This window comes from Streptomyces sp. NPDC016851 (genome assembly GCF_055562795.1).
Window position 1 is genome coordinate 120676 of sequence record NZ_JBVHEP010000015.1, and the last position, 25077, is coordinate 145752.

Consider the following 25077-nt stretch of genomic DNA (forward strand, 5'->3'; position numbering starts at 1 on the left):
CGTTAAGCAGGCCCGGCGCTCGCGGGCGGGCGCCCCGCCGCGCCCTTGCCCGCCCGGGTGGCGCTCTCCCTACTGGCTGCCCGGGTCGTCCTGTTCGTCACGTTCGTCCCGGTCGCCCTGGTCGAGCAGCAGACGGACGAAGTCGTTGAGCGGTCCGATGATGTCGAGGTCCTGGTCCAGGACCCACTGCAACTGGAGGCCGTTGAGCACGGCGTGGAAGAGGGCCGCGGCGCTCGCCGGGCTGACCCCCTCGCGCAGCCGGCCGCGGGCCGCCTTGTCCAGGAATCCCTCGGCGAACTGCGTGCGCCCGCGTTCGTAGCGCTCGACGAAGTAGGCGTGAGCCGGGTGATCCGTGCGGGAGGCCGCCGCGGCGAGCTCGATCCACAGGCGCATCAGCTCGGGCGCCTTCTGGTGGTGGCGGATGAGCTCGTCGAGGTAGGGCGCGAGCTGGTCGACGCTGTCGACCTGTGCCGCGCCGTGCTGCCACTCCTCGGAGTCCCGCTCGGCGAGCACTTCGGCGAGGATCTCGTCCTTGTTGCGGAAGTGATGGAGGAGTCCGGCGTGGGTGATGCCGGCCCGCTCCGCGATGTCCCGCAGGGAGGCCTTGGCGTAGCCGTTCTCGGCGAAACTGTCGCGGGCCGCCCGTACGATCTCCGCTCGGCGGGCCGGTGTCTTGGCGTACGGCCCGCGCGCTGTTGCCTGACCCACGGTGCGCTCACTCTCCCCAACGAAGCCGGTCCGGACAGGTCGTGCGCAGCGATTGACCGCTGAAAACCTACCACCGGTCACGGCGTCTTCTTCATACGGCGAGTGGCACGGAAGGCGCCCGTCGTGGCGGTCTCGGTGGTGCCGTCGGGGAAGACGACGCGGGCGGTGGTGGCCGGCGGCACGTCGACGGTGAGAGTCAGCTCGTCACCGGCGGTGTACCACTCGACGGCGATCGTGCCCTGGGGGGACTCGTGGGTGCCCCGGGCCCACGTCAGCGACGGGTGGGGGACGGGCGCGACCTCGACGGACTCCCAGGCGACCGACTCCGGTGCCTGCCGCAGCCCCAGCGTGTGGGTGTGCAGGAAGCGGATCACGGCGCCCTTGCTGTAGTGGTTCAGGGAGTCGTGGGCGTCTCCGTTCTCGTCGATGCCCTCCCAGTCCTCCCAGATGGTCGTCGCGCCGTGGTCGAGCATGTACAGCCAGGATGGTGCGGTGCGCTGGAGGAGCAGCTCGTAGGCGACGTCGGTGTGGCCGGTGTCGCAGAGCACGGGGAGCAGGTCGCCGGTGGCGAGGAAGCCGGTGCCGAGGTGGGTGCCGGCGGCCCGGATCAGTTCGACGAGGCGGGCCGCGGCGGCCGGGCGCAGCTCCTCGGGGACGAGCCCGAGGGAGAGTGCCCGTACGTAGGCGGCCTGGGTGTCGCCGGTGGTGCGTCCGTCGGGCCTGAGGAACTCGGTGCGCCAGGCGTCCCGGACGCGCTCGGCGGTCCCGGCGTAGCGGGCCGCGTCCTCCGTGCGGCCCAGCACCTGGGCGACGTCGGCGAGGGTCGACGCCGAGCGGTACAGGAACGCCGTGCCGATCTCGCCCTTGTCGGCCGTGAACCAGGCGATCGGGTCGGTGCGGATCGGGTCGATGCGGGTGCCGTCGGCCGCCTTCGCCTTCGGCTCGGTCCACTCACCCCAGTGGAAGGAGCCGTCCCAGATGTACCGCTCGTGCGGGAGCGGCTCGGCCGAGCGCTCGATCCGGGACGGGTGGCGGGCGGTGCGGGCGGTCCCGAGCGCCCAGTCGACCCAGCGGACCATCGCCTCCCAGTTCTCGGCGAGGACCTCCCGGTCGCCGTAGGACCGGTACAGCTCCCAGGTGACGGCCACGATGGCGTCGCCCCAGCCGGCCGAGCCGGTCATCATGGCGAACTGGTCGTCGAGGTGGTGCTTGATGCGGCGGCCGTCGGGCGAGAAGTTGGCGATCCGGCCGTCGGGCAGCTGGTCGTCGCGGACCGAGCGGAGCCATTTGCGGCTGAATCCGAGGACGTCGTACAGGCGCGTGGCGGTCGGTGCGAAGACCTGGAAGTCGCCGGTCCAGGCGAGGCGTTCGCGGGTCGGGCAGTCCGTGGGCACGTCGACCGCGTTGGATCGGAAGCTCCAGTCGGCGATCTCGTGCAGGCGGTTGAGGTCGTCGTCGCTGCACGCGAAGGTGCCGGTGCGGCGCAGGTCGGTGTGGACGACGCGCATCGTGACGCCCGCCGGGTCCAGTGGGGCGCCGTCGCGGCGGATGCGCGCGTACCGGAAGCCGTGCACCGTGTGGCGCGGCTCGAACGTCTCGGCCCCGCCCGCCGAGACGGCCTCGTCGCGCTGGACGAAGCGGACCGGGGCCTCGCCGGGGCGTTCGGAGTCCAGATGGGCGGTCGTCAAGTCACCGTCGGCGCCGACGTGTTCGCCGTGCTCGATGACCGTGCGGGTGCCGGCCGGGCCGAGGTCGCTCAGGGCGAGCCGGCCCGAGGCGTTCTGCCCGAAGTCGGCGACCCACAGCCCGTCGCGCACCTGCCTGACCGACTGTGCCGGGCGCGATGCGACGACGCGCACGGGCGGTGCCGGTGACCAGTCGATCGCGGGCGCCTCGACCTGGTCGACGAGGACCGGGCGCGCTGGGGCCGGTCCGGCGCGGAAGTCGGTGGTCTGCCCGTCCATGAGGCCGGCCCGGACGACGGCCGACCGGGTACTCGTCCAGGTCTCGTCGCTGCGCACGACCTGGCGGGAACCGTCCTCGTACGCGAGGTGCAGCTCGGCACGGGCGCCGAGGACCGTGCCCCAGCCGGCCGGCAGGCGGAACGCGCCGACCTGCCCCCGGTACCAGCCGTCGGAGAGGACGATCTCGATCACGTTGCCGCCTGCCCTGACGGCGGCGGTGACGTCCGACGCCTGGGCGTAGAGCGTGCGGTCGTAGGACGTGGATCCGGGCGACAGTTCGGCGGTGCCGGCCCGCTCGCCGTTCACGTACGCCTCGTACACGCCGAGCGCCGTCGCGTACAGCCGTGCCGAGCGCACCCCGGCCCGTGCCTCGAACCGGCCCGTCAGGGTGTGAGCCGGGCGCTTGCCGTAGCCGGGATCGCCGGATTCGGCGGGTGATATCCAGCGTGCCTGCCAGTCCTCGTCGAGGAGGCCGGCCTCGAACGCGTGCCACTGCGACCACGGTGACCGGCCTCCGCTGCCGTGGGCCCGGACCCGCCAGGCCACCCGCCGGCCGCTGCGCAGAGCCGCCCAGGGCCAGGGGAGGACGCGGTGCCCGCCGGACACGACCCGCACCGCGGGCTGCGTCTCGCCGTCGACGGCGCATTCCAGTTCGTATCCCGTCGGGCGTTCCGCGTGCGACGGGGGCTTCCACGACAGGCGGGGTGCGGGGCCCGAGACGGGGAACTGGTCACCGCCGCTGTCGATGCACAGGTCATAGGGTGCGTTGTTCATGCTCCGCCTTCTCGTCGAACTCTGCTGTGTGAGCGGCGGCCGGCGCCCTGGTGCGCATCGTCGGTCACCGGCGTGCGGCGTCACCGGACCGACTTGACCTTGAACTTGATGATCAGGCCGCCGAGGAGCGCGAGCACCGCGCCGCTCAGATAGAGCAGCGTGTAGTTCTTCTCCCCTCCGCTCGTGACATCGACGGTGATGACGAGCGGTGCGATGAGCGGCGCGAGGGCGCTGGGGATCTTCTGCGCGAAGGCGACGACCGCGAGATAGCGGCCGGCCTGGGCCCGGTCCGGGAGGACCGCGAACACGATCGCCTGGTCGACGGCGCTGAACATCGCGATGGCGATCTGCATCAGCACCGCGCCGACGACGAGTTGGGGCAGCGCGTGGGCGAACGCCTCGGTGACGGCCCCGGCCACGAAGATCGCGGAGCCGATCAGGGCGAAGAGCTTGCGCCGGCCGAGCTTGTCGGAGAGGAAGCCGCCCGCCAGGGCGCCACCCGTCGCCGCCAGCACTCCGAGGGTCCCGATGGTCGCCACGACCCCGGCGACCTCTTTGATGGGCAGGTCGAGCCGCTGGGCGTAGAAGAAGGTCCCGAAGGTGGTGTTGAAGTACAGGCCCATGAAGAACACGAAGCGGCCGAGCCAGTTCCAGCCGAAGTCGGGGTACTTCCGGGGATTGAAGCCGTAACTGGTGACCAGGCCCTTGAGGCTCACCTCGCTGGTGCGGACGAGCGCACGGGAGTCGCCCTCCGGCTTGAACAGCGGGAACAGCACCAGCATGACCGCTCCGATGACGCCCGGGACCAGGAACACCAGCAGCGTGCTGGAGGCCACCGTGTACGCGATGCCGATACCGATCACCGGGGCGATCTGCGTCGTGACACCGGTCGTCACCGCCGCGACGCGTCCGCGCTGCTCCTCGGGCACGCGGTCGGCCTGGACGTTCTGGACGGCCTGCCCGACCGTGGACCAGCCGACCATCCCGACGACCCACGCCACGCCCACCAACAAGACTGTCGGTGCGACGGCGACGCCGAGGAGCCCGGCCATGCCGAGGGCCGTGCCGGCGAAGACGAAGGGGGTCCGGCGCCCCAGCCGGGAGCGTTTCCGGTCGCTCCAGAAGCCGATCAGAGGGCTGAGGACCAGATAGATGAACTGGGCGGATCCGGTGACGTATCCGAGCAGTTCCTCGCGTCCCGGGGCGAGGTCGTCGATCCGCAGCGCCAGCGAGTACGACAGCGGCACCATCAGCGCCAGGGAGGCCCCGAAACTGGCGACCATGATCCAGGCGATGAAACCCCCGCTGACCCTCTCCAGCGGCGGTGCCTCGATTTCGGGGGCGGGAGTCCCGGCCCGCTCCACGGCTCCGGCCTGCTCCACGGCTCCGGCCTGCTCCACGGCTCCGGCCTGCTCCACGGCTCCGGCCCGCTCCACGGCTCCGACCCCGGCCGTCCCGGCCGGCTCCGGACCGTCGCCCTCAGGCGCCTCGGCCGGCGGGGGACCGGCCACACTGATGTCGCGGTCGTTCTGAGGCATGAGGACTCCTTCGTCTCATGAATGCCAGGGGGCGCCGCGGTTGGCGGCAGACGGAACCTGCGACGCCGCTGGCCGCAGTGCCGGTTGGAACGTTTCAGTCACTGGCGTCAGTCGTCCGCCGCGAGGCCCGGCTTGCGCCCGTTCAGGTCGCGCCAGCGGCTGCGGAGCGAGAACGCGGCCGTCTTCGGCCTGCGGTCGCGGGTGAACACGCCCTTCTTGTTGCCGTCGACGCGGTGGATGCCGTTGGAGGTCTGGAAGTCGGCGAAGTTCCACACGTGTTCGCCGACGAACTCGGGGATGCGGTCGAAGACCCGGTGGTACATGGCGAGGTAGTCGCTCTGGTACTCCTCGCTCCACGGGGTGTCCCAGACGGAGTGCAGGCCGGGCTGGGTGTCGGCGCCGTACTCGGACATCATCACCGGCTTGCCGAAGCGCTGGACCCAGCCGCGCAGGTCCCTCTCCAGATACTGCTCGGCGGTCGCGAGGTCGCCGGTGAAGAGGTACCAGCCGTAGTAGCGGTTGATGCCCAGGACGTCGAACAGGTCACCGATCAGGTCGTTCTCCGGCGTGGCGAACATGACGGCGGTGTAGGTGAGGGGGCGGGTCGGGTCGAGCTTGCGGGCCAGTTCGACCAGCGGCTCGAAATAGGCCCGGGCGCCCTCCTCGTTGGAGGCGGGCTCGTTGGCGAGGCACCACATCACCACGCTCGGGTGGTTCTTGTCCCGCTCGATCAGCTCCCGCAGGTGCTGGGCGTGGACGTCGCCGGTGGCCCCGCCGAAGTTCTCCGGCGCGAAGGTCGGGGTCGGCGCGGCTCCCGTGAGGCCGCCCATGACGCCCAGGTTGAGGCCCACGGCGGCGGTCTCGTCGATGACGACGATGCCGTGCCGGTCGGCGAAGTCGAGCACCTCCTCGGCGTACGGGTAGTGCGCGGTGCGGAAGGAGTTGGCGCCGGTCCACTCCATGAGCTGGAAGTCGTGGACGAGGTAGGCGTCGTCGTGGCCCTTGCCCCGGACGGGGGTGTCCTCGTGCTTGCCGAAACCGGTGAAGTAGAACGGTTCGCCGTTGATGAGGAACCGGGTGCCCCGCACCTCGACGGTACGGACGCCGAAGGGCTGCGTGTAGCTGTCGACGAGTTCTCCCGCAGCGGTCCCGCCGTCGGCGACCAGCTCCACCACGAGGTCGTACAGGTAGGCGGCGCCGGGCTGCCAGAGGGTGACGTCCTCGATCCGGAAGGTGCCCTCGGGGCCGTGTGCCTCCGCCACGGTCCGGCCCGCCTCGTCGACCGCGCGCACCCGGACGGCCGTCGCCCCGGCGGCCTCGCCGCCGGTCTCCACGCGGTAGTCGACGACGCCGGCCGCACCGTCCCGTCCGGTGACGACCGTGACGTCCTCCACGAAGGTCGCCGGTGTGCTGCACAGGCGGACCGGGCGGGCGATGCCCGCGTAGTTGTAGAAGTCGTGCAGGTACGACTGGCGTTCGCGGCCGTCGGGGCCGGTGGTGAGTGTGCCCGGCGGGATCGTCTCGTTCGTCAGCCGGTTGTCCACGCCGACGGTCAGCCGGAACTCGGCGCCGGGGCGGGCGATCCCGGTCAGGTCCGCCTCGAACGGCGTGTAGCCGCCGACGTGTTCGGCCACCAGCCGGTCGTCGACGTAGACCCGCGCGGCATGGGTGACGGAGCCGAAGCGGAGGACCACCCGCTCTCCCGCCCAGCCGCGCGGCACCCGCACGTCGCGCTGGTACCAGACGACTCCGACGTGGTCACGGATCTCCGGGTCCGTGAACAGGTCGTTGTAGCTGGCGGGGACGGGGGCTTCGAGGGGTGGCGTGAGCCGCGACGTCCACGGGGCGGCGCCGGCCCGGCTGTCGAGGGCGAATCGCCAGAGGCCGTCGAGGCTGACGATGTCGCGGGTGGGACTCGTGCGGGGCGAGAGCATGGGGCTCCTTCATGGGCAGTGGGGGAGGAAGCTGAGTGGGGAGGAGGTGACTGAGCAGGCTCGGCTGCATCACGGGGACGGTGTTTCCGGCGGCTGCGGGAGCCTTGGCGGCAGCGGCAGCGGTGGCGGTGGCCGTCGCCGTGGCCGTCGGTCGGCGGCGGATGCGACCCCGGCGTCGGAGACGTCCACGGGGGCTGGAGACGTCCATGGGGGCTGCCACCGCACAGCCCGGGCAGGGGCGTTCGGGGATCAGCCGCGGAAACGGCGGGCGGTCTCGCCCAGCCAGGCGAGGCTGGGCTTGGGGCGGCGCTCGAAGGTCTCGCGATCGACCTCGATCAGGCCGAACGTCGGCTCCCAGTGCCCCCACTCGTAGTTGTCCAGCAAGCTCCAGTGCAGATAACCGCGTACGTCGGCGCCGTCGGTGATCGCGGCCCTGAGGTGCTTCAGGGCCTCGTCCGTGTAGGCGATACGGCGGGTGTCGTCGTGCGTGGCGATGCCGTTCTCGGTGACCAGGATCGGCATGCCGTCGGTGACCTCGGCCGTGTGCCGTACGGCGATGCCCAGGGCGTCGGGCCGGTAGGCGGTCCCCACGAGGGTGTTGTCCGGGTGCAGCGGGTGCGGCTCGATGCCGTCCGGGCCGACCCACTGGCTGGAGTACGACTGCACGCCGACGAAGTCGTCGCCGCGCGACCCCTCCAGGTAGAGGTCCTCCCAGACGTACTCCAGCTCCCGCTTCTTCTCCTCGGCTCCCGGGCGGGCGGTGAAGGCGCGGTTGGCGACCGTCCAGCCGATCTGCGCGCCGGTGCGCTCGCGCAGCACCTCGCGGACGGCGTGGTGCGCCTCGACGAGCCGCTCGCCGGTCTTCACCTCGGGGGCGGGCAGTGGCGGTCGCGGGCCGTCGTGGTCGAGGGTCGGGCTCTGCCACTCGCCGGCCGCCTGCTGGTTCCGCATGGCCTCGGCCATGCCGATCATGATGGACAGCATGTTCGGCTCGTTCATGGTGACGACCCACTCGACGCCGTCGAGGACCGGGGCGACCGCTTCGGCGTACGCCCGGAACCGCTCGACGGCTCGGTCGCCGAGCCAGCCGCCCTCCTGGGCGAACCAGAGCGGGCCGGTGAAGTGGTGCAGGGTCACGACCGGGGTCAGACCCAGCTCGAAGGCCGTGTCGATCATCCGCCGGTAGTGGGCCAGTGCGGCACGCGAGATCATCCCGGGGACCGGTTCGATCCGTGCCCACTCGATGCCGAAGCGGTAGGCGTCGAGCCCGGCGTCGGCGAGCAGCGTCATGTCCTCGCGGTACCGGTGGTAGCTGTCGCAGGCGTCACCGCTGCGCTCCATGCCCGGCATGCGCCCCTCGCTCGCCCAGAAGTCGCTGTTGAGGTTGTTGCCCTCGATCTGGTGCGGGGCGGTGGAGGCTCCCCAGAGGAATCCCGGAGCGAGTTCAGTCATCGTCGACTGCCTTCCTGAATGTCGGTGGTGACGGCTGGAGAGTGAGTGGCCGACTTCGCGAGTGGCCAATGTCTACCACGTGGTTGGTTTTCGGGGGAAGGGTGTGTAGGAAAGCGGCGATGATCTTGTGCTCGGGCGGAGATTGCGCGAGATGGGGCGAAAACGTAACTTGAACGCCTGTTCTTCGAGCTGCGTGTTTGAGAGGTGTCCCGGTGGGGCGACGCGAGAAGCCGGTCGACCCCGACGCCGGTCCCGTACAGCGGCTTGCGCACGATCTGCGGGTGCTCCGCGAGAAGGCCGGGAAGCCCCCGTACCGGGAGATCGCCCAGCGGGCCGGCTACTCGATCACCGCGGTGTCCCAGGCGGCGGCCGGCGAACAGTTGCCGTCCCTGGCGGTGGTACGCGCCTACGCCGAGGCGCTGGACGGCGATCCGGACGAGTGGGAGCGGCGGTGGCGGGAGACGGACGCCGAGGTCCGTGGGCCCGCGCCGGACGAGAGGCCGCCGTACCGGGGGCTGGCCCGCTTCGAGCCGGACGACAGCGATCTGTTCTTCGGGCGGGAGGCGCTCGTCACCGACCTGATGGAGCTGGTGCGCGAGCACCGGTTCGCGGCGGTGTTCGGAGCGTCCGGCAGCGGTAAGTCGTCGCTGCTGCGGGCGGGACTGATTCCGCGGCTGCGGCAGGCGGCGGGGGCGGAGCGGCCGGCGGTGATCCGGGTGCTCACACCGGGGGAGCGGCCCGCGCGCACGCACGAGCAGGCGCTCGTCGCGCGCGACGGCGACGCGGAGACCTGGGTGATCGTCGACCAGTTCGAGGAACTGTTCACCCTCTGCCACGACCGCGCGCAACGCGACCGGTTCCTCGCTCTGCTGCTGGCGGCGTCGCGGCCGGAGAGCCGGCTGCGCGTGGTGGTCGCGGTCCGCGGCGACTTCTACGGTCACTGCGCCGACCACCGTGAACTGGCCGAGGCCGTCTGCCGGGCGAACCTGCTGGTCGGGCCGCTGGGCCGGGACGAACTGCGCGAGGTGATCACCGGACCGGCAGCCTGCGCCGGCCTGACCGTGGAACGTGCTCTCACCGCACGGATCGTCGATGAAGTCGTCGACCAGCCGGGCGCGCTGCCCATGCTCTCGCACGCCCTGCTGGAGACCTGGCGGCGCCGTCGCGGCCGGATGCTGACCGTGGCGGCGTACGAGGAGACGGGCGGCGTACGCGGCGCGATCGCCGCCACCGCCGAGGAGGTGTACGGCGGGCTGTCGGCGGCGCAGGGGCGTGTCGCCCGGCGGATTCTGCTGCGGCTGATCGCGCCGGGCGACGGCACGGCCGACACTCGCCGTCCGGCCTCCCGGACCGAACTCGGCAGCGGCGCGCGGGACGTGCTGGAGCGCCTCGCCGGCGCCCGTCTGGTCACCCTGGACGGCGACACGGTGGAGCTCGCGCACGAGGCGCTGATCACCGGGTGGCCGCGCCTGGCCGGCTGGATCGAGGAGGGCCGCGACCGCCTGCGCGCGCAACGCCGGCTCGGCGAGGCGGCGCGCGGCTGGGAGGAACTGGAACGCGACCCCGGCGCGCTGTACCGGGGGACGCGGCTGTCCCGGGCGGAGGAATGGTTCGCGCGGCAGCCGGACGGCGGCTTCACGGGGCTGGTGCGGCCGGACGGTGGTCCGGCCTGGGCGCATCGGCGGGGTGGTGGGGTCACTGGGCTGGTGCGGCGGGGTGGTGGGGTCACTGGGCTGGTTCGCCGGGGTGGTGGGCTCGCTGGGCTGGTGCGGCCGGACGGTGGTTCGGCCTGGTCGGTTCGGCGGGACGGGCCCACTCGGCCGGCTGGGCCCGACGGCGGCTCCACCAGCCCCGTTCGGCCGGACGACGGTGCCGCCCGGCTGGTTCGGCCGGACAGCGAGGACGCGCGGTCGGCTGAGTCGGACGACGGCCCCGTCCGGCGGGTCCAGCCGGACGGCGATCACACCGGGCGGGTCCAGCCGGACGGTGACCACGCCCAGCGGGCTGAGTGGGACGGTGACCACGCCCGGCGGGCTGAGTCGGACGGCGACGGCGTGCGGCGGGCTGAGTCGGATGGCGACCACGCCCGGCCGCCCAAGGCGGACGGTGACCACATCCGGCCCACTGAGCAGGAGGACGGCCCCGCCCGGACGGCCGAGCCGGAGGATGACCACGTCCGGACGGCCGAGCCGGAGGATGACCACGTCCGGACGGCCGACTCGGACAGCGACCACGCCCAGTCGGCCGACCCGGACGGCGATCGCACTCGGCTGGCCGATTCGGACGCCGACCACCCCCAGCCCACCGAGCCCGACGACGACCTCACCCCCCTGGAACGGGCCTTCCTCGTCGCTTCGCTCGTCGCGCGGGATGCCGAGCGGGAGGGCGAGAGCCGTGCCGCGCGGCGGACGCGGTTCCTGGTCGTCGGCTTGGCCGTGGGCCTCGTGCTGGCGCTCGCCGCCGGCCTGGTCGCCTGGCAGCGTGACCGGGTGAGTGAGGAAGAGGCCGCGAAGGCCACCGCCCGCCGCCTGGCCACCGTGGCCGACAGCCTCCGGTCCACCGATCCGCGCACGGCCGCCCTGCTCGGGGCCGCCGCGTGGCAGACGGCCCCGCTCACCGAGTCCCGCTCGGCGCTGCTCGGTGCTCTGGCGCAACCGGAACGCGACGCCTTCACCGACCCCCGGGTCGGCAGAGACGTCCGGCGCTTCCTCACCGACGGCGGCCGGTCCCTGCTCAGCGTCGACGACGGCACGGTGACCGTCCGGAGAGTGGCCGACCACAAGGTCACCGCCACCCACCACCTGCCGAGCGATACGGAAGTGGCCGCTGTCGGTCCCGACTCCCGCTTCCTCGACATCATGGGGCCGGACGGGTACGGGACACTGTGGAGCCTTCCCCGGGGCAGGTCCGCCGCCGATCTGGGCGATGCGTCGTTGCAGGGCAGCGCGGACGACGGGAGCGCGTACGTCACCAGTTCCCTGGACGGGCCGGGCACGGTCCGGCTGCACCGGGTGAACGACGGCAGGGTTGCTTTCAGCACCGGCATGCCGCGCCCCCTCACCTCGACGGCCGTCGGCCCCGGCGGACGCCTGCTCGCCCTCTGCCCCGCCGACGGGCCGCTCCAGCTGTGGGACGCAGCCGGCGGAAAGCGACTGCCGGGGGACTGGGAGAAGGCCGACAAGACCCTGTGCGGGACCGGCACCGGCGCGGACGGCGGCTCACGCCTGCTGCGGTTCAGCCAGGACGGCAAGCGGCTGGCCGCCGTCTACGGCACGACGGCCGTGGTGTGGGACGTCGCCAGTGGCCGCACACTCGACGACTTCACCAGTGGTGGTGACGCCGGCTTCACGCAGGCGGGTCTCTCGCCCGACGGGGAGTTCCTGGCCACGGCGGACGACCACGAGCTCGCCGTATGGCGGCTGGCCACCGGCGGCACCCAGGTCTTCCACAGGCCGCTGTCCGGTGCGGACATGAGGGGGCTGACCTGGGACGCGGGCAGCCGTCGCCTCCTGCGCTACCTCGACGGCGCCACGGTCCACACCCTCGACCTGACCGACCGCCTCGCCCCTCGGTGGCAGAGCACGCCGGCCGACGGGAGCCTGCTCAGCCCGGACGGCGCCGCCCTGGCCACCGTCACCCGGTCCGGTGGCGGCTACCGCTTCGAGCTGCGTTCCACACGCACCGGCACCGTCCGCGCCCACGCCACGCTCGGCCCGCTGTCGAACCTGTCCGACGAGGAAACCCCGCTGCTGGCGTTCAGCCCGGACGGCCGTGCGCTGGCCGTCGCCGACACGGTGTCGTCGCACGGCTCGCTGCGGCTGCGCTTCACCGTGTGGGACGTGGCCGGGCACCGGGTGCGTACGGTTTTCGACACCTCCGGCGCGGCGGACCGCCCGGCCACCGCCCTCGCCCTGGGTCCCGGCGGCCGCACGCTGCTGGCCGTCCGCGACGCTGCCGGACGCTACGGGACGGAGGTCTGGGACACCCGGACCCATCGGCGGTCGCGGGCCATGCCCGGTCCGTCCGGCGCGGCTCTGGCGGTACGGCCGGACGGAAGTCTGCTCGTGGGCTCCGACGACCAGTACGCCGATCCGGTGTCCGGGAAGGTCACCGGTCGGGCGCTCGCCGACGGCCGTGAGGTCACCGCGCTGGCCTTCAGCCCCGACGGCTCCCGGCTCGCCGTCGGCGACACCACCGGGCACGTCACGCTGTGGGACGGCGGCCTCCGGCACCGCGCGGGCGCGCTGACCGGCACCTCCGACACGGTCTCCGAGGGCGAGCCGGAAGCGGTCGAGGCGCTCGCCTTCTCGTCCGACGGCAGCACGCTGGCCGTGGGCGGCGCGAACGGGACCCTGCGGCTGTGGGACACCGAGGGCCGGCAGCTCCTCGGGTCGGACCTGCCCACACCCGGCGACGAGATCCGGTCCCTCGCCTTCGCCGAGGACGGCGGCACCGTCTACGCGAGCGGCCCGTACGTGCCGCTCCAGCGTTTCCCCGTCGCCCCGGACCAGGCCGTCCGGATCATCTGCGCCCGTACCGGTGGCGGACTGACCGAGGCGCAGTGGCGCACCTACGTCCCTGACGCGCCGTACGAGCCCGTCTGCGGGGATTGATTTTTTTCACAGGCCCTTCCGGGTCGCTGAAAAACGCCTCTGACCTGCACGCTCCATGACCAGAACGACCGCGGCGTCCCGTCGGCGGTGCCGCGAATCCCCTCAGTCAGGTTCTGGTCTCACTCATGCGCATTCACCCCTTGGTCCCCTCCCTCCTGCTGCTCGGCACCCTCTCCTTCACGGCGGCCTGCTCGTCCGGATCCGGCGAACCGTCCGGGTCCGCGGGCGCTGACTCCGCGCAGCCCGGCTCCACCCCCGGCCCCTCACCCGTCCGCGGCGTCGACCCGTCGAAGATCAAGGGCCTGGAGATCGTCAGCGACAGCAGCGAGAACAAGTCCTGCCCCTTCGCGACGAGCTATCCCGACGTGCCCGGTGCCGACCCGATGACGGCGGCGATGAAGAAGTACGTGGAGCGGCGCCTGGCCGCCTTCCGCTCGGACTCGGCGATCTGCCAGGACGGCACGGGCGGCGCGGAGAGCGGCGAGCTCAACATCAGTCACCAGTTCCTGGTCGCCTCCGGCGACGTCCTCGGCGTCCGGCTCAGCACCCAGGACCCCGGCAGCGCCGGGTCCGGGCAGTCGTCGACGACGTACTGGTACGACGGCAAGGCGGGCGCGTACCGAACGGCCCTCGGACTCGTCGCCGACGGCTCCCGGGACGCCTTCCTCAGCGCCTTGAAGGACCGGCTGAAGGGGCGCGAAGGCGTGGACGCCGCCTCCCTGGACGACACGTTCTCCGACCCGACCTCCCGCGCCGCCGCCCTGGACGACATGGCGTTCACCGCCGACGGCGCACTGCGGGTGGCCTTCGACCGCGGCGACGTGGCCGTGCCGCCCGCCGGCGCCGTCACGGTGACTCTCCCCAAGGAGACGGTCACCCCCTGGCTGTCCGCGTTCGGGAAGCGCGTCCAGCGGCAGACGGTGACGCCCAGCCGCTCGCTCGACCTGGGCGCGACGAACGTCCCCACGCATGCCGTCCCCACCCACACCGCTTCCGGTGACGACGACACCGACTGCAAGAAGGTCCGGTGCGTCGCGCTGACCTTCGACGACGGACCGGCAGCGCCGGAGACCGCGACCCTGGTGACCTACCTGGCGCGGTACAAGGCGCGCGCCACCTTCTTCACCGTCGGCCAGAACGTCGCCGCCCACCCCGGCCTGGTCCGCGCCGCCGCCCGCGCCGGGAACGAGATCGGCAACCACTCCTGGAACCACCCCGACCTCACCAAGCTCCCCCGCGGGCAGGTCGTCTCCCAGCTCAACCGCACCAGCGCCGCCATCGAGGCCGCCACCGGCAAGGCCCCCACCCTCTTCCGGCCGCCCTACGGTGCCGTCGACCGCCGCGTCCGGGCCGCCACCCACCTCTCCCCGGTGCTGTGGGACGTGGACACCGAGGACTGGAAGTACCGCGACGCCGACAAGGTCGCGCGGACCGTCATCGACAAGGTGCGGCGCAACGACGTCGTCCTGATGCACGACATCCACCCCACGTCGGTCGCGGCGGTCCCGCAGATCCTGCGCACCCTGACCGCCCGCGGCTACCACTTCGTGACCGTGAGCCATCTGCGCGCCACCCTCTGACGGTGCCGCTTCGGACCGGACGGCCTCGCATTGCAGGCCGTCCAGGCGGCGGCGGAGACTGAAAGGAAACGGCGGCATCCCGGAAAGGCCCGGAGCGATGGGTGACTATGTGGAGCTCCCCGGCGTCAGGACGTGGTACGAGACCGATGGCGCCGGTGACCCGTTGCTCCTTCTCCACGGCGGCCTCTGCACGAACGAGACGTGGCAGGCGCAGCGGCCCGATCTCGCGGCGAACTTCCGTGTGCTGCTTCCCGAGCGCCGCGGGCACGGGCACACGCCCGATGTCGACGGGCCGCTCTCCTACCAGGACATGGCCGGCGACACCGTCGCCTTCATCGAGAAGGTCGTCGGCGGTCCCGCCCATCTCGTCGGGTGGAGCGACGGCGGGGTCATCGCCCTGCTCGTCGCCATCGCCCGCCCCGATCTGGTCCGGAAGGTCGTGGCCATCGGGGCCAACTTCCTCCCGAGCCCGGAAAGCGGTGCGGCACCGGAGATGCTCGACCAGATGGCGCCCGACGCACCCGACCTGACCATGTTCCGCGAGGCGTACGAAGCCGTGTCGCCCGACGGTGCCGCCCACTGGCCGGTGGTCGTGGGCAAGCTGGCCGCCATGTTCCGCACCGAACCGAACATCCGCACCGAGGACCTGGCTCGTATCACGGCGCCCACGCTCGTCCTGGTCGGGGACGACGACCTGATGACCCTCGAACACACGATTGCCCTGTATCGCGCGATCCCCGGATCCCAGCTGGCCGTCGTGCCGGGAACGTCGCACGCGCTGCTCATGGAGAAGCCCGGCGAGGTCAACCGGATCATTCTCGACTTCCTCACCAAGGAGCCGATCCCCACGATGCTTCCCCTACGGCGTTCCCCGGCGGCAACCACCGGGGGCAGCGGGGGCACCGTGGGCACCGGGGGCAGCACTGCGGTGGACGCTACTCGTCGGAGAGCGTGAGGTCGGGAACCCGCCAGGCCGCCAGCGCGAAGGCCGCCAGCGACACCGCGGCGCCCGTGAGGAAGACCAGGCGCATCGAGGTGACGTAACCCTCCAGGAACGGCAGTGCCGTGCTCGGGTCGAGGGTGTGCAGGAAGGCGGAGTCCTCCAGGTTGACGCCGCCGCCGGGCCTGAGGACGCCTGTCAGGGCGTGCGCGTTCTCGGGCTGGGTCAGAAGGTGGCGGTAGGCCGGGTCGCGGCGGGCCTCGGCCAGTCGCTCGGCGATGCTGCCGGCCGCCGTGGTGAACAGGATCGACAGGAACGCCGCGGTGCCGACCGTGCCGCCGTTGGAGCGGAAGAAGTTGACGGACGCCGTCGCCGCGCCCATGTCCGTACGGGGGACCTCGCTCTGCGCCAGCGTGGTCAGCGTCTGCATCGACGCGCCGAGTCCCGCCCCCATCAGGACCATGCCGAGGGCCGGGTGCCACAGCGGGCTGTCCACGCGCAGCGTGGCGAACACGAGCATCGCGGCGGTGAACGAGCCGACACCGGCGACGAGATGGACCTTGAATCGGCCGGTCCGGGCGATCATCCGGCCCGTCAGCAGCGTCACCGCGAGGTTCGCGGCGACCGTGGGCAGGGTGGCCAGGCCCGCCTCGATGGGGCTCATACCGCGCACGAGCTGGAGGTAGAGCGGCAGTGTCGTCATCGCGCCGAACATGCCGATGCCGACGACGAAGTGCAGCCCCACGCCCAGCCGGAAGGTCCGGATGCGGAACAGGCGCGGCGGCAGCAGCGCGGCGTCGCCCGACTGCCGCTCCACCCGGACGAACACCGCGAGTCCTGCCACCCCGATCACGTACATCAGCAGGGCCCGGGGCGAGTCCCACCCCCAGGTGCGGCCCTGCTCGGCGACGGTGAGCAGCGGCACAAGGCCCACGGCCAGGGCGAGCGCCCCGGCGTAGTCGAGCCGGTGCCGCACCCGCCGGTGCGGGAAGCGCAGCACGCGCATGATCGCCACCGCGGCAGCGGCGGCGAGCGGCACGTTGATCAGGAAGATCCAGCGCCAGCCCGCTATGCCGAGCAGCTCGGCCCGGTCCGCGAACGCCCCGCCCACCAGAGGCCCGACGATACTGGCGCCGCCGAACACGGCCATGAAGTAGCCCTGGTAGCGGCCCCTTTCACGCGGGGTGGTGATGTCGGCGACGATCGTCATCGCCAGCGACATCAACCCGCCGCCGCCGAGACCCTGCACGGCGCGGAACGCCGCGAGTTCGTAGATCGACGTGGCACCTCCGCACAGCAGCGAGCCGACGGTGAACAAGGCGATCGCGGCGAGGTAGACGGGCCTGCGGCCGTGGATGTCGGAGAGCTTGCCGTAGAGCGGCGTCGCGATGGTGGCGGTGATGAGGTACGCCGTGGTCACCCATGCCTGGGCGGTCAGCCCGTGCAGGTCATCGGCGATGGTCCGCAGCGCGGAGGCGACCACCGTCTGGTCCAGCGCCCCCAGGAACATGCCGAGCACCAGCCCGGACATGACGGTGGTGATCTGCCGGTGACTGAGCCGCGGGGGCATGTCCCCGGCCGCGCCCTGTTCTTGGGTGTCGGAGAAGGTCACGTGTCGTCCTCGGGGTGGGGGCGGGTACGGCGCGCGGGCGCGGGCCGCCCCGGGGTTCCGGAGCGGCCCGCGCCGGGGCCGGAGGCGGCGGGCCGACTGTGCGGAGCCCGGTCAGACTGCCTGCCTTGTCAGGGCGGGTCGGCAGGCGTTGCGGCCTGTTTGGGGGCGCGGGGAACTGCGCGACCAGCCCCCGCCGACCCGCAGACGGCATCAGTCCAGGTAGCCTCTCAGCTGGTCCGCGAAGGTTTGCCAGGTCTGTCGGCAGGCGTCGTCGGGTCTGTCGGCAGGCGTTGCCGGCGCGGCTAGCCCGCGAGGCCCGCCAGGTCGTCGACCGCCTGCTCGACATCCGGCAGCGTCAGCATCGCCAGCTGGGCCGCCCGGGCCCGCGCCCGGGGCCCGGGATCGGCGAGGAGCTTGCGGCACACCTCGGCGATGCCGGCCGCGCTGCGGTCCGCGATGTGCCGGCCCAGGCCCAGCTCCTCCACGCGCTCCGCGTTGGCGGGCTGGTCCCCGAAGTGCGGCAGGACCGCCAGCGGCGTGCCCGTGCGCATGGCCTCACGGATGCTGTTGAAGCCGCCGTGGGTGATGAACAGGTCGACCGACTCCAGCAGCAGCGGCTGCGGCACCCGCTCGGCGACATGGACGTGCCCGGGCAGCCCCTCGGTGTCCACCGCCAGTCCGGACGTCGACACGACCACCGTGCAGTCGTCCAGCTCGGCCGTCGCCCTCACGATCGCGCGCAGGCTCTCGCCGGCGTCCGGCAGCTTCACGGGCAGAGGCGTCTGCCCGTCCTCCATGCGCGCCCGCATCTTCGGCAGGGCGGTACCGATCGCGGCGTACACCAGCGGCCGGTCCGTGGGCAGTGCGGCGGCCCACTCCGGCAGCACCATGCCCCGCTCGACGTCCACCGTCTGCCGGTACGCCCACGTCCTGGGCAGGTGCCGGGCGAAGGAGAAGGCGGGCGGCACATAGTCGACGCGGCCGTGCGGCACGAGGGACAGCGGGTCGTCCCGTACGGGCAGTCCCAGCTCCTCGCGCCGCTCGTTCAGCTGCGGCAGCACCTCGGCGGGATCCAGGACGTTGCTGAACCCGGAAGGCGTCGGCAACTGCGGCACGCCGAGCAGTTCGGCGGTAAGCACCGCGCCCATGTCCATACCGTCCCGCAGGATCACATCGGGCCCGAACTCCCGGGCGAGAAGGAGCAGGACGTCCAGGTGCGGCTTGATCCCCGGCCCGGCCACGTTGCGCATCAACAGCCGTGCCAGCGCGTCCGTCGGCTCCGTCAGGTCGGGGGTGTCGCCGAGCTCGGCGAGGTAGGGGCCCATCGTAGCGAGCGGATCGAACTCCGGTAAGGCGGCGGTCACTTGTACGTCGTCGTCACGGAAGACGGGGACCAGGGCCTCGGTGGTGACCACCAGCACCTGATGTCCTGCCCTGGCGAGGGCCCGCAGCAGGGGCAGCTGAGCGCGCCCGTGGGAGGGACTGCCGAGCGTGGTGCACAGAACCCGCATGGGGGTGAGCCTTTCTGTCGGGTTTCTTCTGGGGCTTGTCTTCTCGCGCTTGTCTTCGTCCGCGGAGGCCGGGGAGGAGATGTCACGCCACCCGCGTCGGTGCCTGCGCCCGCCCGAGGCCCTGCCGGCTCAGCCCGGCCCGCGCGAGCCGGTCCGCGTCCAGCAGGTTGCGGAAGTCGTGGACCTCCCGGCCGGACATCCGCGCGGCGATCGACGCCCAGTCGAGGTCGCGCAGCTCCGGCCACTCGGTGAGGACGAGGCAGGCCGCCGCGCCTTCCGCCGCCCGCACCGGGTCGTCGACGAGGTCCACGAGATCGCTCAGGTCGGGCCGCTCCTCGCGCAACGCCGGGTCGTACGCCGTGAGTTCGGCGCCGCGCTCGCGCAGCAGCCGGGCGACGGAGAGCGCGGGCGAGTCGCGCAGATCGGAGGTGCCGGCCTTGAAGGTCAGGCCGTACAGGGCGAGTCGTACCCCCTGCAGGGAGCCGTCCGCGCCGCGTCCGCAGGCGGCGGCGACCCGGTCGACGAGCTGCCGCTGGTGGGTGACGTTGGTCTCGATGGTGGCGCGCAGCAGGGGGAAGTCCACCCCGGCCAGCTCGCACACGGTCAGCAGGGCGTGGGTGTCCTTGGGCAGGCAGGAGCCGCCCCAGCCGGGCCCGGGCCGCAGGAACGCGGAGCCGATGCGCGGGTCCCGGCCGATGCCCTCGGTGACGTCGTTGATATCGGCGCCGAAGCGGTCGCAGACCGTGGCCAGGTTGTTGGCGAAGGACAGCTTCATCGCGAGGAAGAAGTTCGCCGCGTACTTGGTCAGTTCGGCACTGGCGGGGTCGGTGAGCACCAGCGGCGCGTCCAGCCCGGCGTACAGGTCGGCCACACGCCGGGCGGCGTCCCGGTCCGCAGCGCCGATGACGATCCGGTCGGGGTGCAGGAAGTCCTGGACGGCGCGGCCCTCGCGCAGGAACTCCGGGTTGCTCACCACGGCCACGTCGTCCCGGCCGAGCAGCGCGGCGACGCGCTCGCACGTCCCGACGGGCACGGTCGACTTGTTGACGACGACGCAGCCGGGCGGCAGGACGTCCCGGATCTGCGCGGCGACGGCCTCCACGGCGGCGAGATCGGCGGCGCCGCCCGCCCCCATGGGCGTGGGCAGGCACAGGAACACGACCTCGGCCTCGGCGACGGCGGCCGCGGTGTCGCCGGTGAAGTCGAGCCGGGCCGCGTCCAGGGCGTCCCGGACGGTCTCGGGCAGACCGGGCTCCAGGATGTCCACCCGGGCCTCGCGCAGTCGTTCGACCTTGTACGGGTCGGCGTCCGCGCACACCACGGAGTGTCCGAGGGAGGCCAGACAGGCGCCTGTTGTCAGTCCGACGTAGCCGGTGCCGATCACGGTGACGCGTCGAGCAGGCACAGAGGATCACCTTTTCCGGTCGGTGGGGGTGGCCCGCGTGCGACGGTCGGGGGGCGCGCGAGGGCGCGCTCGATCGTGGCGTGCGGGCGGACCTGGAGGGCCGACTCCGTCGTACGGCCCGGGCAAGCGAAGGCTCAAGTCATCAATCGTTGACCCGAGTCAGGTATCGCACGCGGCGAGAACGTAAGTCAACGATTGATGACATCGGTCGGTGACTTTGAGACAGGCGCCGCAGACTGGAACATGGGCGGGCGGATGGCCAGAAGGCCGTGGACCACGGAGGTGCGGTACGTGACCGGAGTACACAACGGCGAGGCGGCCGAGGCGGTGGCCCGCCGGCCCGCCCACAAACGCTCGGCTTCGGCGACGCGCACCGCGCTGCGGGCTGCGGCGGCCTTCCGCTTCGGCAAGTACGGCTACGAGGGCACGAGCGTGCGCGACATCGCGGGCGACGTGGGCGTGGACGCCGCCCTCGTCTACCGCTACTTCGGCTCGAAAGAAGCGCTGTTCAACGACGTTTCGGGGACGGGCAAGATATTCGAGCCGCTGCTGGAGGAGCCGGTCGAGGCGATCCCCGACTGGTTCTGCGCGTTGCTCATGGGACAGCCGAGCGAGGGCGACTTCCCGCATCCGGTGCTGTCCGTGCTGCGCTCGTCCGGCCGGGACGAGGCGGTGGCACGGCTGCGGGCCGACTTCACGGACGTGTTCTCCCACCGGCTGGCCGCCCGCCTCGGCGGCCCCGACGCCGACCTGAGGGCGGAACTCCTGGCGGCCTGGATGCTCGGCACCAGCCTGATGCGCACGGAGATACGCCCACCCGCCCTGTCCTCGGCACCGGACGCCACGCTGGAGCGCTATCTGCGCGCGGGCATCGAGGTCCTGCTGGGTCCGGCACCCGAAGCCGACGACGGGCCGGCCGGGGACGAGGGACGCGCCGCCGGTGACGACTGACTCGCGGGGCGACACGGAGACGGTCCGTCAGGCAGCAGGGCGGGCAACGACGTTGATGTTGAACGTGTGAGAACCCAGTCCGCCCGCGATGCCCATGAAGAGCAGGGCGAAATGCTCCTGTCCGCGGGCTGTGGTGATGCCGCCGATGTCGAGCTGGGACGACGGAGGCCAGCCGAGGTCGGTGAGTAGCCGGCCGGTGGTCCGTTTGGCTTCCGGGTCGTCGCCGGAGAGGAAGACGGTGCTCGGGCCGTCCAGATCGCCCGGAGCGACCATCACCGTCGAGTCCATGGTGCACAGCGTCTTGACGACGGGTGTCAGGGGAAAGGCCTCCTGGATCTGTTCCCCCAGGCTGCTGTTGGGGTGCGAGAGCTCGGTGAAGTCGTCGGAGAGACCGACCCCGACATCGATCAGCAGGGTGCCGGCCAGAGCCGATGCCCCGATGGAGTGCAGAAGTTCCACGGAGACGGTCCCCGGGGTGGCGTTGACGAGCACCTCCGCGTGGGCTGCTGTGTCCTTCAGGCCCGCTACAGGGAGACCGAGGCCCGCCCGCTCGTCAGGTCGGCGTGAGCCGAGGAGCACATCGTGTCCTGCGGCGCTCCAGCCGTGGGCCAATGCTCGGGCGACGTTGCCGGTGCCAAGTAGTCCTAAGCGCATGGATGGGACGCTAGCTGCCGCCGGAGAGCGGCGGATCGGACCTCGGGCCGAATGGACCGGGGCACCAAAGACCTAGTCCGGTGGGCGGCGTTGGTCAGGAGTGCGTTTCCTCGACGACGCGGGCGGGGTCTGCTCACCTTCGCCGACGAGCGGCCCAAACTGGTCCACGAGGCGTTCCGCAAGGCGGCCGGTCCGGGGGCGAGCGCCCCGCCCCTCAGCCCTTGACGCTGCCCTGGGTCAGTCCGGAGCGCCAGTAGCGCTGCAGGACGAGCATCGCGGCGGCCAGCGGGAGGACGGAGAGGAACGCGCCGCCCACCGTGAGCTGGTTGAGCTCGGGAATGCGGTTGGCCGCCGCCTGCCAGGTCGTCAGGCCCAGGGTGATCGGGTACTTGCGCTCGTCCGAGAGCATGACCAGCGGCAGGAAGTAGTTGTTCCAGATGCCGACGAACTGGAACAGGAAGACGGTCACGAGCGCGGGAGTCATGGTGCGCAGCACGAGGGTGCCGAAGATCCGCCACTCGCCCGCGCCGTCCACGCGGGCCGCCTCCAGCATCTCGGCCGGTACCGCGGCCTCCGCGTAGATCCGGCACAGGTACACCCCGAACGGGCTGACGACGCTGGGAATCAGCACCGCCCAGTAGGTGTCGGCCAGGCCCACCTTGCTGAACAGCAGGTACAGCGGCAGCGCGAGCGCGGTACTGGGAAGCAGCACACCGGCGAGGACGACCTTGAAGACCGCCTCCCGGCCGCGGAAGCGGTACACGGCGAGGGCGTAGCCGGCGGCGCCCGCGAGCAGGGTGGCCAGCACGCCACCCACACCCGCGTACAGAACGCTGTTGAGGGTCCAGCTCCAGAAGACGCCGTCGCCGTAGGAGAAGACCTTCGACAGGTTGTCCAGCCACTGCGGGTCGGAGAACCACAGTCCGAAGGTGCCGAAGAGGCCGGCGCTGCTCTTGGTGGAGGCCACCACCAGCCAGTAGACGGGCAGCAGGAAGTAGAGCGTCGCGATGGTCAGCAGGGCGACCAGCAGGATCCGCGAGGGCTTCACGCGACGGCGCGGTCCGCTGTCACGTCCTCGCCCGGTCGCCTGCGGAACGTGGGCGGATGCGGCTGTCGGTTCCTCGGTGCGGGGTGTGGACACGCTCACCGTGCATCCCTTCCTTCCCTGCGGTTCACCAGGCTGAGGAAGCCGAAGGACAGCACGCTCGCCACCAGGGCGAGGATCACCGACTCGGCCGCGGCGAGGTAGATGTTGTTGTTGGCGAACGCCTCGTTGTACGCGCTCAGGTTCGGTGTGTAGGAGGTGGTGACCGCCGGGGTGAGCGGCTTGATGACCAGGGGTTCGGCGAACAACTGCAGCGTGCCGATGATGGAGAACACGCCGGTCAGCACCAGGGCCGGCCGGGCGAGCGGCAGCTTGATCCGCACCGCCGTCTGCCATGCGCCGGCCCCGTCGATGCGGGCGGCCTCGTACAGCTCCTGCGGGATCGCCTTGAGCTGGGCGACGATCACCAGCATGTTGTAGCCGGCGAACTCCCAGATCACGATGTTGGCGATGGACCACAGCGCGGTGTCGTAGCCGAGGAAGTCGGGCGCGAGCCCGATCCTGCCGAGCAGATCGGTGAGCGGGCTGACGCCCGGCACGTACAGGAAGCCCCACAGGATGGAGGCGATGACGCCGGGGACGCCGTACGGCAGGAAGTAGGCGGCACGCAGGATGCCCGCCCAGCGGTGGGAGAGCGTGTCGAGTGCCAGTGCCAGCGCGGTGGCCAGCAGCAGCATCACGGGGATCTGCACCACGCCGAAGAGCAGTACCCGCGCGAAGCTCTCCAGGAAGGCCGACTGCTGCAGGGCGAGGGCGTAGTTGTCCAGTCCGGCGAAGCCGAGGGTGGCCGGGCCCAGGCCCAGAGCGCCGGAACGCACGGGGGTGAGCAGGCTCTGGTAGACCGCGTAGCCGAGGGGGAGGACGAAGGTGAACAGGAAGAGAGCGACGAAGGGGAGCAGGAACCCCCAGGCCGCCCGGTCGGGGCAAGCCGAACGCCGGCTGCCCGGTGGGGACTTCTTCGTCCGGTCGATCGTGGTGCTCATCGCGCGCTCCTTGCCTTCAGGCCCTTCGCCTTCAGGTTGTCCACGGTGCTTTTCTGGGCGTCGGCCAGCGCACCGGTGAGGCTGCCGGCTCCGTCGATGGCGGCGCCGAAGGCGTCCTGGAGCTGGGCGAAGTCGGCGTCGGTGGTGGGCGACCACTTCCAGGAGGTGTCGATCGCCCGGTCGGACAGCGTGAACACGTCGTTGTAGCGCTGCCCGCCGAAGAACGGGTCGGGTTTGTCGAGCGCCGATCCGCGGAAGATGCCGGCGGCCGCGGGCCAGCCGTAGCCGACGGAGACGTTCAGGTCGACGGCCCGGCGGTCGGTGTTGATCCAGTGCGCGAACTGCAGCGCCTCGCGCGGGTGCCGGGTGCCCTGGAGGATCGCGGTGGACGATCCGCCCCAGTTGGCGGAGGCCTTCTGTCCTTCCTTCCACTGGGGCAGCAGGGCGACCCGCCACTTTCCCGCGGTGCCCGGCGCGTTGCCGCGCAGCAGGGCGTCGCCCCACTGCGGACCGACCCACGCGGAGATCTGCCCGGTCTGGACATGCTTGTACCAGGCGTTGGACATGTCGGGTTCGACGAAGACGAGGTCGTCGCGGACCATCCTCTCCCAGTACTCCGCGACTTCGCGGGAGAGGTCGTCGTCCATGTCGACGACCCAGGTGTCGCCCTCCGTCCGTACCCACCGTGCGCCGCGCTGCCAGCACATCGCGGCGAACCAGCTGGGCTGGTTGGGTGCGAACGCGCAGAGCCTGGCCCCGTTGCCGCGGGCCTTGACCACGCGGGCCGCGTCCTCGAACTCGGCCCAGGTGGCGGGCGTTGCGATGCCCCACTTCGTGAAGAGGTCCCGGCGGTAGAACAGTCCCATCGGGCCGGACGCCTGCGGGATGGTGTAGACCCGGCCGTCGAAGACGCCCTGCTGCCACTGCCACGGCACATAGCTGTCGCGCAGTTCGTCGGCGCCGTACTCGCTCAGGTTCGTCAGGCCGTTGACCAGCATGAAGCTGGGAAGCTCGTGGTATTCGACCTGCGCCAGGTCGGGAGGGTTCCCGGCCGTCAGCGAGGCGTGCATCTTCTGGTAGCCGCCCGTCACGTTCTGCGGGATGGTCTGCATCTCGACCTGGATGTCCGGGTGCGTCCGGTTCCACAGGTCGACGCTCTTCTGCATCGGCACCCAGGTCCAGAAGACGAGCTTGACCTTCTGGCCGCGGCGCGTGGCGGCCTGTCGGGTGGTGCGGGCGGCTCCGACGGTCTGGCCGCAGGCGGTGAGGGCCGGGAGCGCGGCCGGCCCGGCCGCCCCGGCACCCCACCGCAGCACAGACCTCCGCGAGGGTGGTGAGCTGTTCATGTGCGTC

16 protein-coding genes are annotated in these 25077 nt (G+C 71.8%); 4 read left to right on the top strand and 12 right to left on the bottom strand.

Annotation, left to right across the window (positions count from 1 at the left end):
• Positions 1-69: 69 nt before the first annotated feature.
• From ACZ3I3_RS23980 to ACZ3I3_RS24000, 5 genes are all read right to left on the bottom strand, one after another.
• Entirely contained in the window at positions 70-708 is a 639-nt protein-coding gene (locus ACZ3I3_RS23980; protein ID WP_467368208.1) for a TetR/AcrR family transcriptional regulator, read from the bottom strand.
• A gap of 77 nt (positions 709-785) precedes the next feature.
• On the bottom strand, positions 786-3446 hold the full coding sequence (locus ACZ3I3_RS23985) for a family 78 glycoside hydrolase catalytic domain (RefSeq protein WP_467368210.1): 2661 nt from the start codon (positions 3444-3446) through the stop codon (positions 786-788).
• Positions 3447-3526: 80 nt separating this feature from the next.
• On the bottom strand, positions 3527-4984 hold the full coding sequence (locus ACZ3I3_RS23990) for an MFS transporter (RefSeq protein ID WP_467368212.1): 1458 nt from the start codon (positions 4982-4984) through the stop codon (positions 3527-3529).
• 107 nt (positions 4985-5091) lie between these two features.
• Positions 5092-6918, bottom strand: a complete 1827-nt coding sequence (gene uidA, locus ACZ3I3_RS23995; protein WP_467368214.1) for a beta-glucuronidase — start codon at positions 6916-6918, stop codon at positions 5092-5094.
• A gap of 249 nt (positions 6919-7167) precedes the next feature.
• The gene (locus ACZ3I3_RS24000; protein WP_467368216.1) at positions 7168-8370 is read right to left on the bottom strand and encodes a glycoside hydrolase family 1 protein; all 1203 of its coding nucleotides are present in this window, start codon (positions 8368-8370) and stop codon (positions 7168-7170) included.
• 212 nt (positions 8371-8582) lie between these two features.
• Between ACZ3I3_RS24000 and ACZ3I3_RS24005 the strand changes: the two genes are divergently transcribed.
• The 3 genes from ACZ3I3_RS24005 (at position 8583) to ACZ3I3_RS24015 (ending at position 15518) form a co-directional block, all read left to right on the top strand.
• Complete coding sequence (locus ACZ3I3_RS24005; RefSeq protein ID WP_467368218.1) at positions 8583-12983, top strand: nSTAND1 domain-containing NTPase; 4401 nt, start codon at positions 8583-8585, stop codon at positions 12981-12983.
• A gap of 125 nt (positions 12984-13108) precedes the next feature.
• Positions 13109-14563 carry a polysaccharide deacetylase family protein gene (locus ACZ3I3_RS24010; protein ID WP_467368220.1) on the top strand — a complete coding sequence of 485 codons (1455 nt, stop codon included), beginning with the start codon at positions 13109-13111 and terminating at the stop codon, positions 14561-14563.
• Between the two features lie 97 nt (positions 14564-14660).
• Entirely contained in the window at positions 14661-15518 is an 858-nt protein-coding gene (locus ACZ3I3_RS24015) for an alpha/beta fold hydrolase (RefSeq protein WP_467368222.1), read from the top strand.
• Here the strand turns inward: ACZ3I3_RS24015 and ACZ3I3_RS24020 are convergent.
• The 3 genes from ACZ3I3_RS24020 to ACZ3I3_RS24030 form a co-directional block, all read right to left on the bottom strand.
• Positions 15499-17115 carry an MDR family MFS transporter gene (locus ACZ3I3_RS24020; protein ID WP_467368223.1) on the bottom strand — a complete coding sequence of 539 codons (1617 nt, stop codon included), beginning with the start codon at positions 17113-17115 and terminating at the stop codon, positions 15499-15501. The genes ACZ3I3_RS24015 and ACZ3I3_RS24020 overlap by 20 nt on opposite strands.
• A gap of 302 nt (positions 17116-17417) precedes the next feature.
• The gene (locus ACZ3I3_RS24025) at positions 17418-18626 is read right to left on the bottom strand and encodes a glycosyltransferase (RefSeq protein ID WP_467368225.1); all 1209 of its coding nucleotides are present in this window, start codon (positions 18624-18626) and stop codon (positions 17418-17420) included.
• 82 nt (positions 18627-18708) lie between these two features.
• A complete protein-coding gene (locus tag ACZ3I3_RS24030) occupies positions 18709-20031 on the bottom strand; it encodes a UDP-glucose dehydrogenase family protein (protein WP_467368227.1) in 1323 nt (440 codons plus the stop codon).
• Positions 20032-20322: 291 nt separating this feature from the next.
• On the opposite strand from ACZ3I3_RS24030, the gene ACZ3I3_RS24035 reads away from it, so the two are divergent.
• The gene (locus ACZ3I3_RS24035; protein ID WP_467368230.1) at positions 20323-20982 is read left to right on the top strand and encodes a TetR/AcrR family transcriptional regulator; all 660 of its coding nucleotides are present in this window, start codon (positions 20323-20325) and stop codon (positions 20980-20982) included.
• A gap of 27 nt (positions 20983-21009) precedes the next feature.
• On the opposite strand, the gene ACZ3I3_RS24040 is transcribed toward ACZ3I3_RS24035, so the two are convergent.
• The 4 genes from ACZ3I3_RS24040 to ACZ3I3_RS24055 all read right to left on the bottom strand — a co-directional run bounded on the left by ACZ3I3_RS24040 (position 21010) and on the right by ACZ3I3_RS24055 (position 25070).
• The gene (locus ACZ3I3_RS24040; protein WP_467368232.1) at positions 21010-21636 is read right to left on the bottom strand and encodes an NADPH-dependent F420 reductase; all 627 of its coding nucleotides are present in this window, start codon (positions 21634-21636) and stop codon (positions 21010-21012) included.
• A gap of 214 nt (positions 21637-21850) precedes the next feature.
• Complete coding sequence (locus ACZ3I3_RS24045) at positions 21851-22783, bottom strand: carbohydrate ABC transporter permease (protein ID WP_467368234.1); 933 nt, start codon at positions 22781-22783, stop codon at positions 21851-21853.
• Positions 22780-23724: a carbohydrate ABC transporter permease gene (locus tag ACZ3I3_RS24050; protein WP_467368236.1), complete on the bottom strand. Its 945-nt coding sequence runs from the start codon at positions 23722-23724 to the stop codon at positions 22780-22782. Before ACZ3I3_RS24050 ends, ACZ3I3_RS24045 begins: the two co-directional genes overlap by 4 nt.
• The gene (locus ACZ3I3_RS24055; protein WP_467368237.1) at positions 23721-25070 is read right to left on the bottom strand and encodes an ABC transporter substrate-binding protein; all 1350 of its coding nucleotides are present in this window, start codon (positions 25068-25070) and stop codon (positions 23721-23723) included. The genes ACZ3I3_RS24050 and ACZ3I3_RS24055 overlap by 4 nt, the downstream gene beginning before the upstream one ends.
• Positions 25071-25077: the final 7 nt, after the last annotated feature.

Excerpts from the sequence above, each read along its gene's own strand:
- ACZ3I3_RS24050 (WP_467368236.1), bottom strand. The coding sequence starts at position 23,724 with ATGAGCACCACGATCGACCGGACGAAGAAGTCCCCACCGGGCAGCCGG.
- ACZ3I3_RS24010 (WP_467368220.1), top strand. The coding sequence starts at position 13,109 with ATGCGCATTCACCCCTTGGTCCCCTCCCTCCTGCTGCTCGGCACCCTC.
- ACZ3I3_RS24055 (WP_467368237.1), bottom strand. The coding sequence starts at position 25,070 with ATGAACAGCTCACCACCCTCGCGGAGGTCTGTGCTGCGGTGGGGTGCC.
- ACZ3I3_RS24040 (WP_467368232.1), bottom strand. The coding sequence starts at position 21,636 with ATGCGCTTAGGACTACTTGGCACCGGCAACGTCGCCCGAGCATTGGCC.
- ACZ3I3_RS23990 (WP_467368212.1), bottom strand. The coding sequence starts at position 4,984 with ATGCCTCAGAACGACCGCGACATCAGTGTGGCCGGTCCCCCGCCGGCC.
- ACZ3I3_RS24025 (WP_467368225.1), bottom strand. The coding sequence starts at position 18,626 with ATGCGGGTTCTGTGCACCACGCTCGGCAGTCCCTCCCACGGGCGCGCT.
- ACZ3I3_RS23985 (WP_467368210.1), bottom strand. The coding sequence starts at position 3,446 with ATGAACAACGCACCCTATGACCTGTGCATCGACAGCGGCGGTGACCAG.
- uidA (WP_467368214.1), bottom strand. The coding sequence starts at position 6,918 with ATGCTCTCGCCCCGCACGAGTCCCACCCGCGACATCGTCAGCCTCGAC.
- ACZ3I3_RS24000 (WP_467368216.1), bottom strand. The coding sequence starts at position 8,370 with ATGACTGAACTCGCTCCGGGATTCCTCTGGGGAGCCTCCACCGCCCCG.
- ACZ3I3_RS24015 (WP_467368222.1), top strand. The coding sequence starts at position 14,661 with ATGGGTGACTATGTGGAGCTCCCCGGCGTCAGGACGTGGTACGAGACC.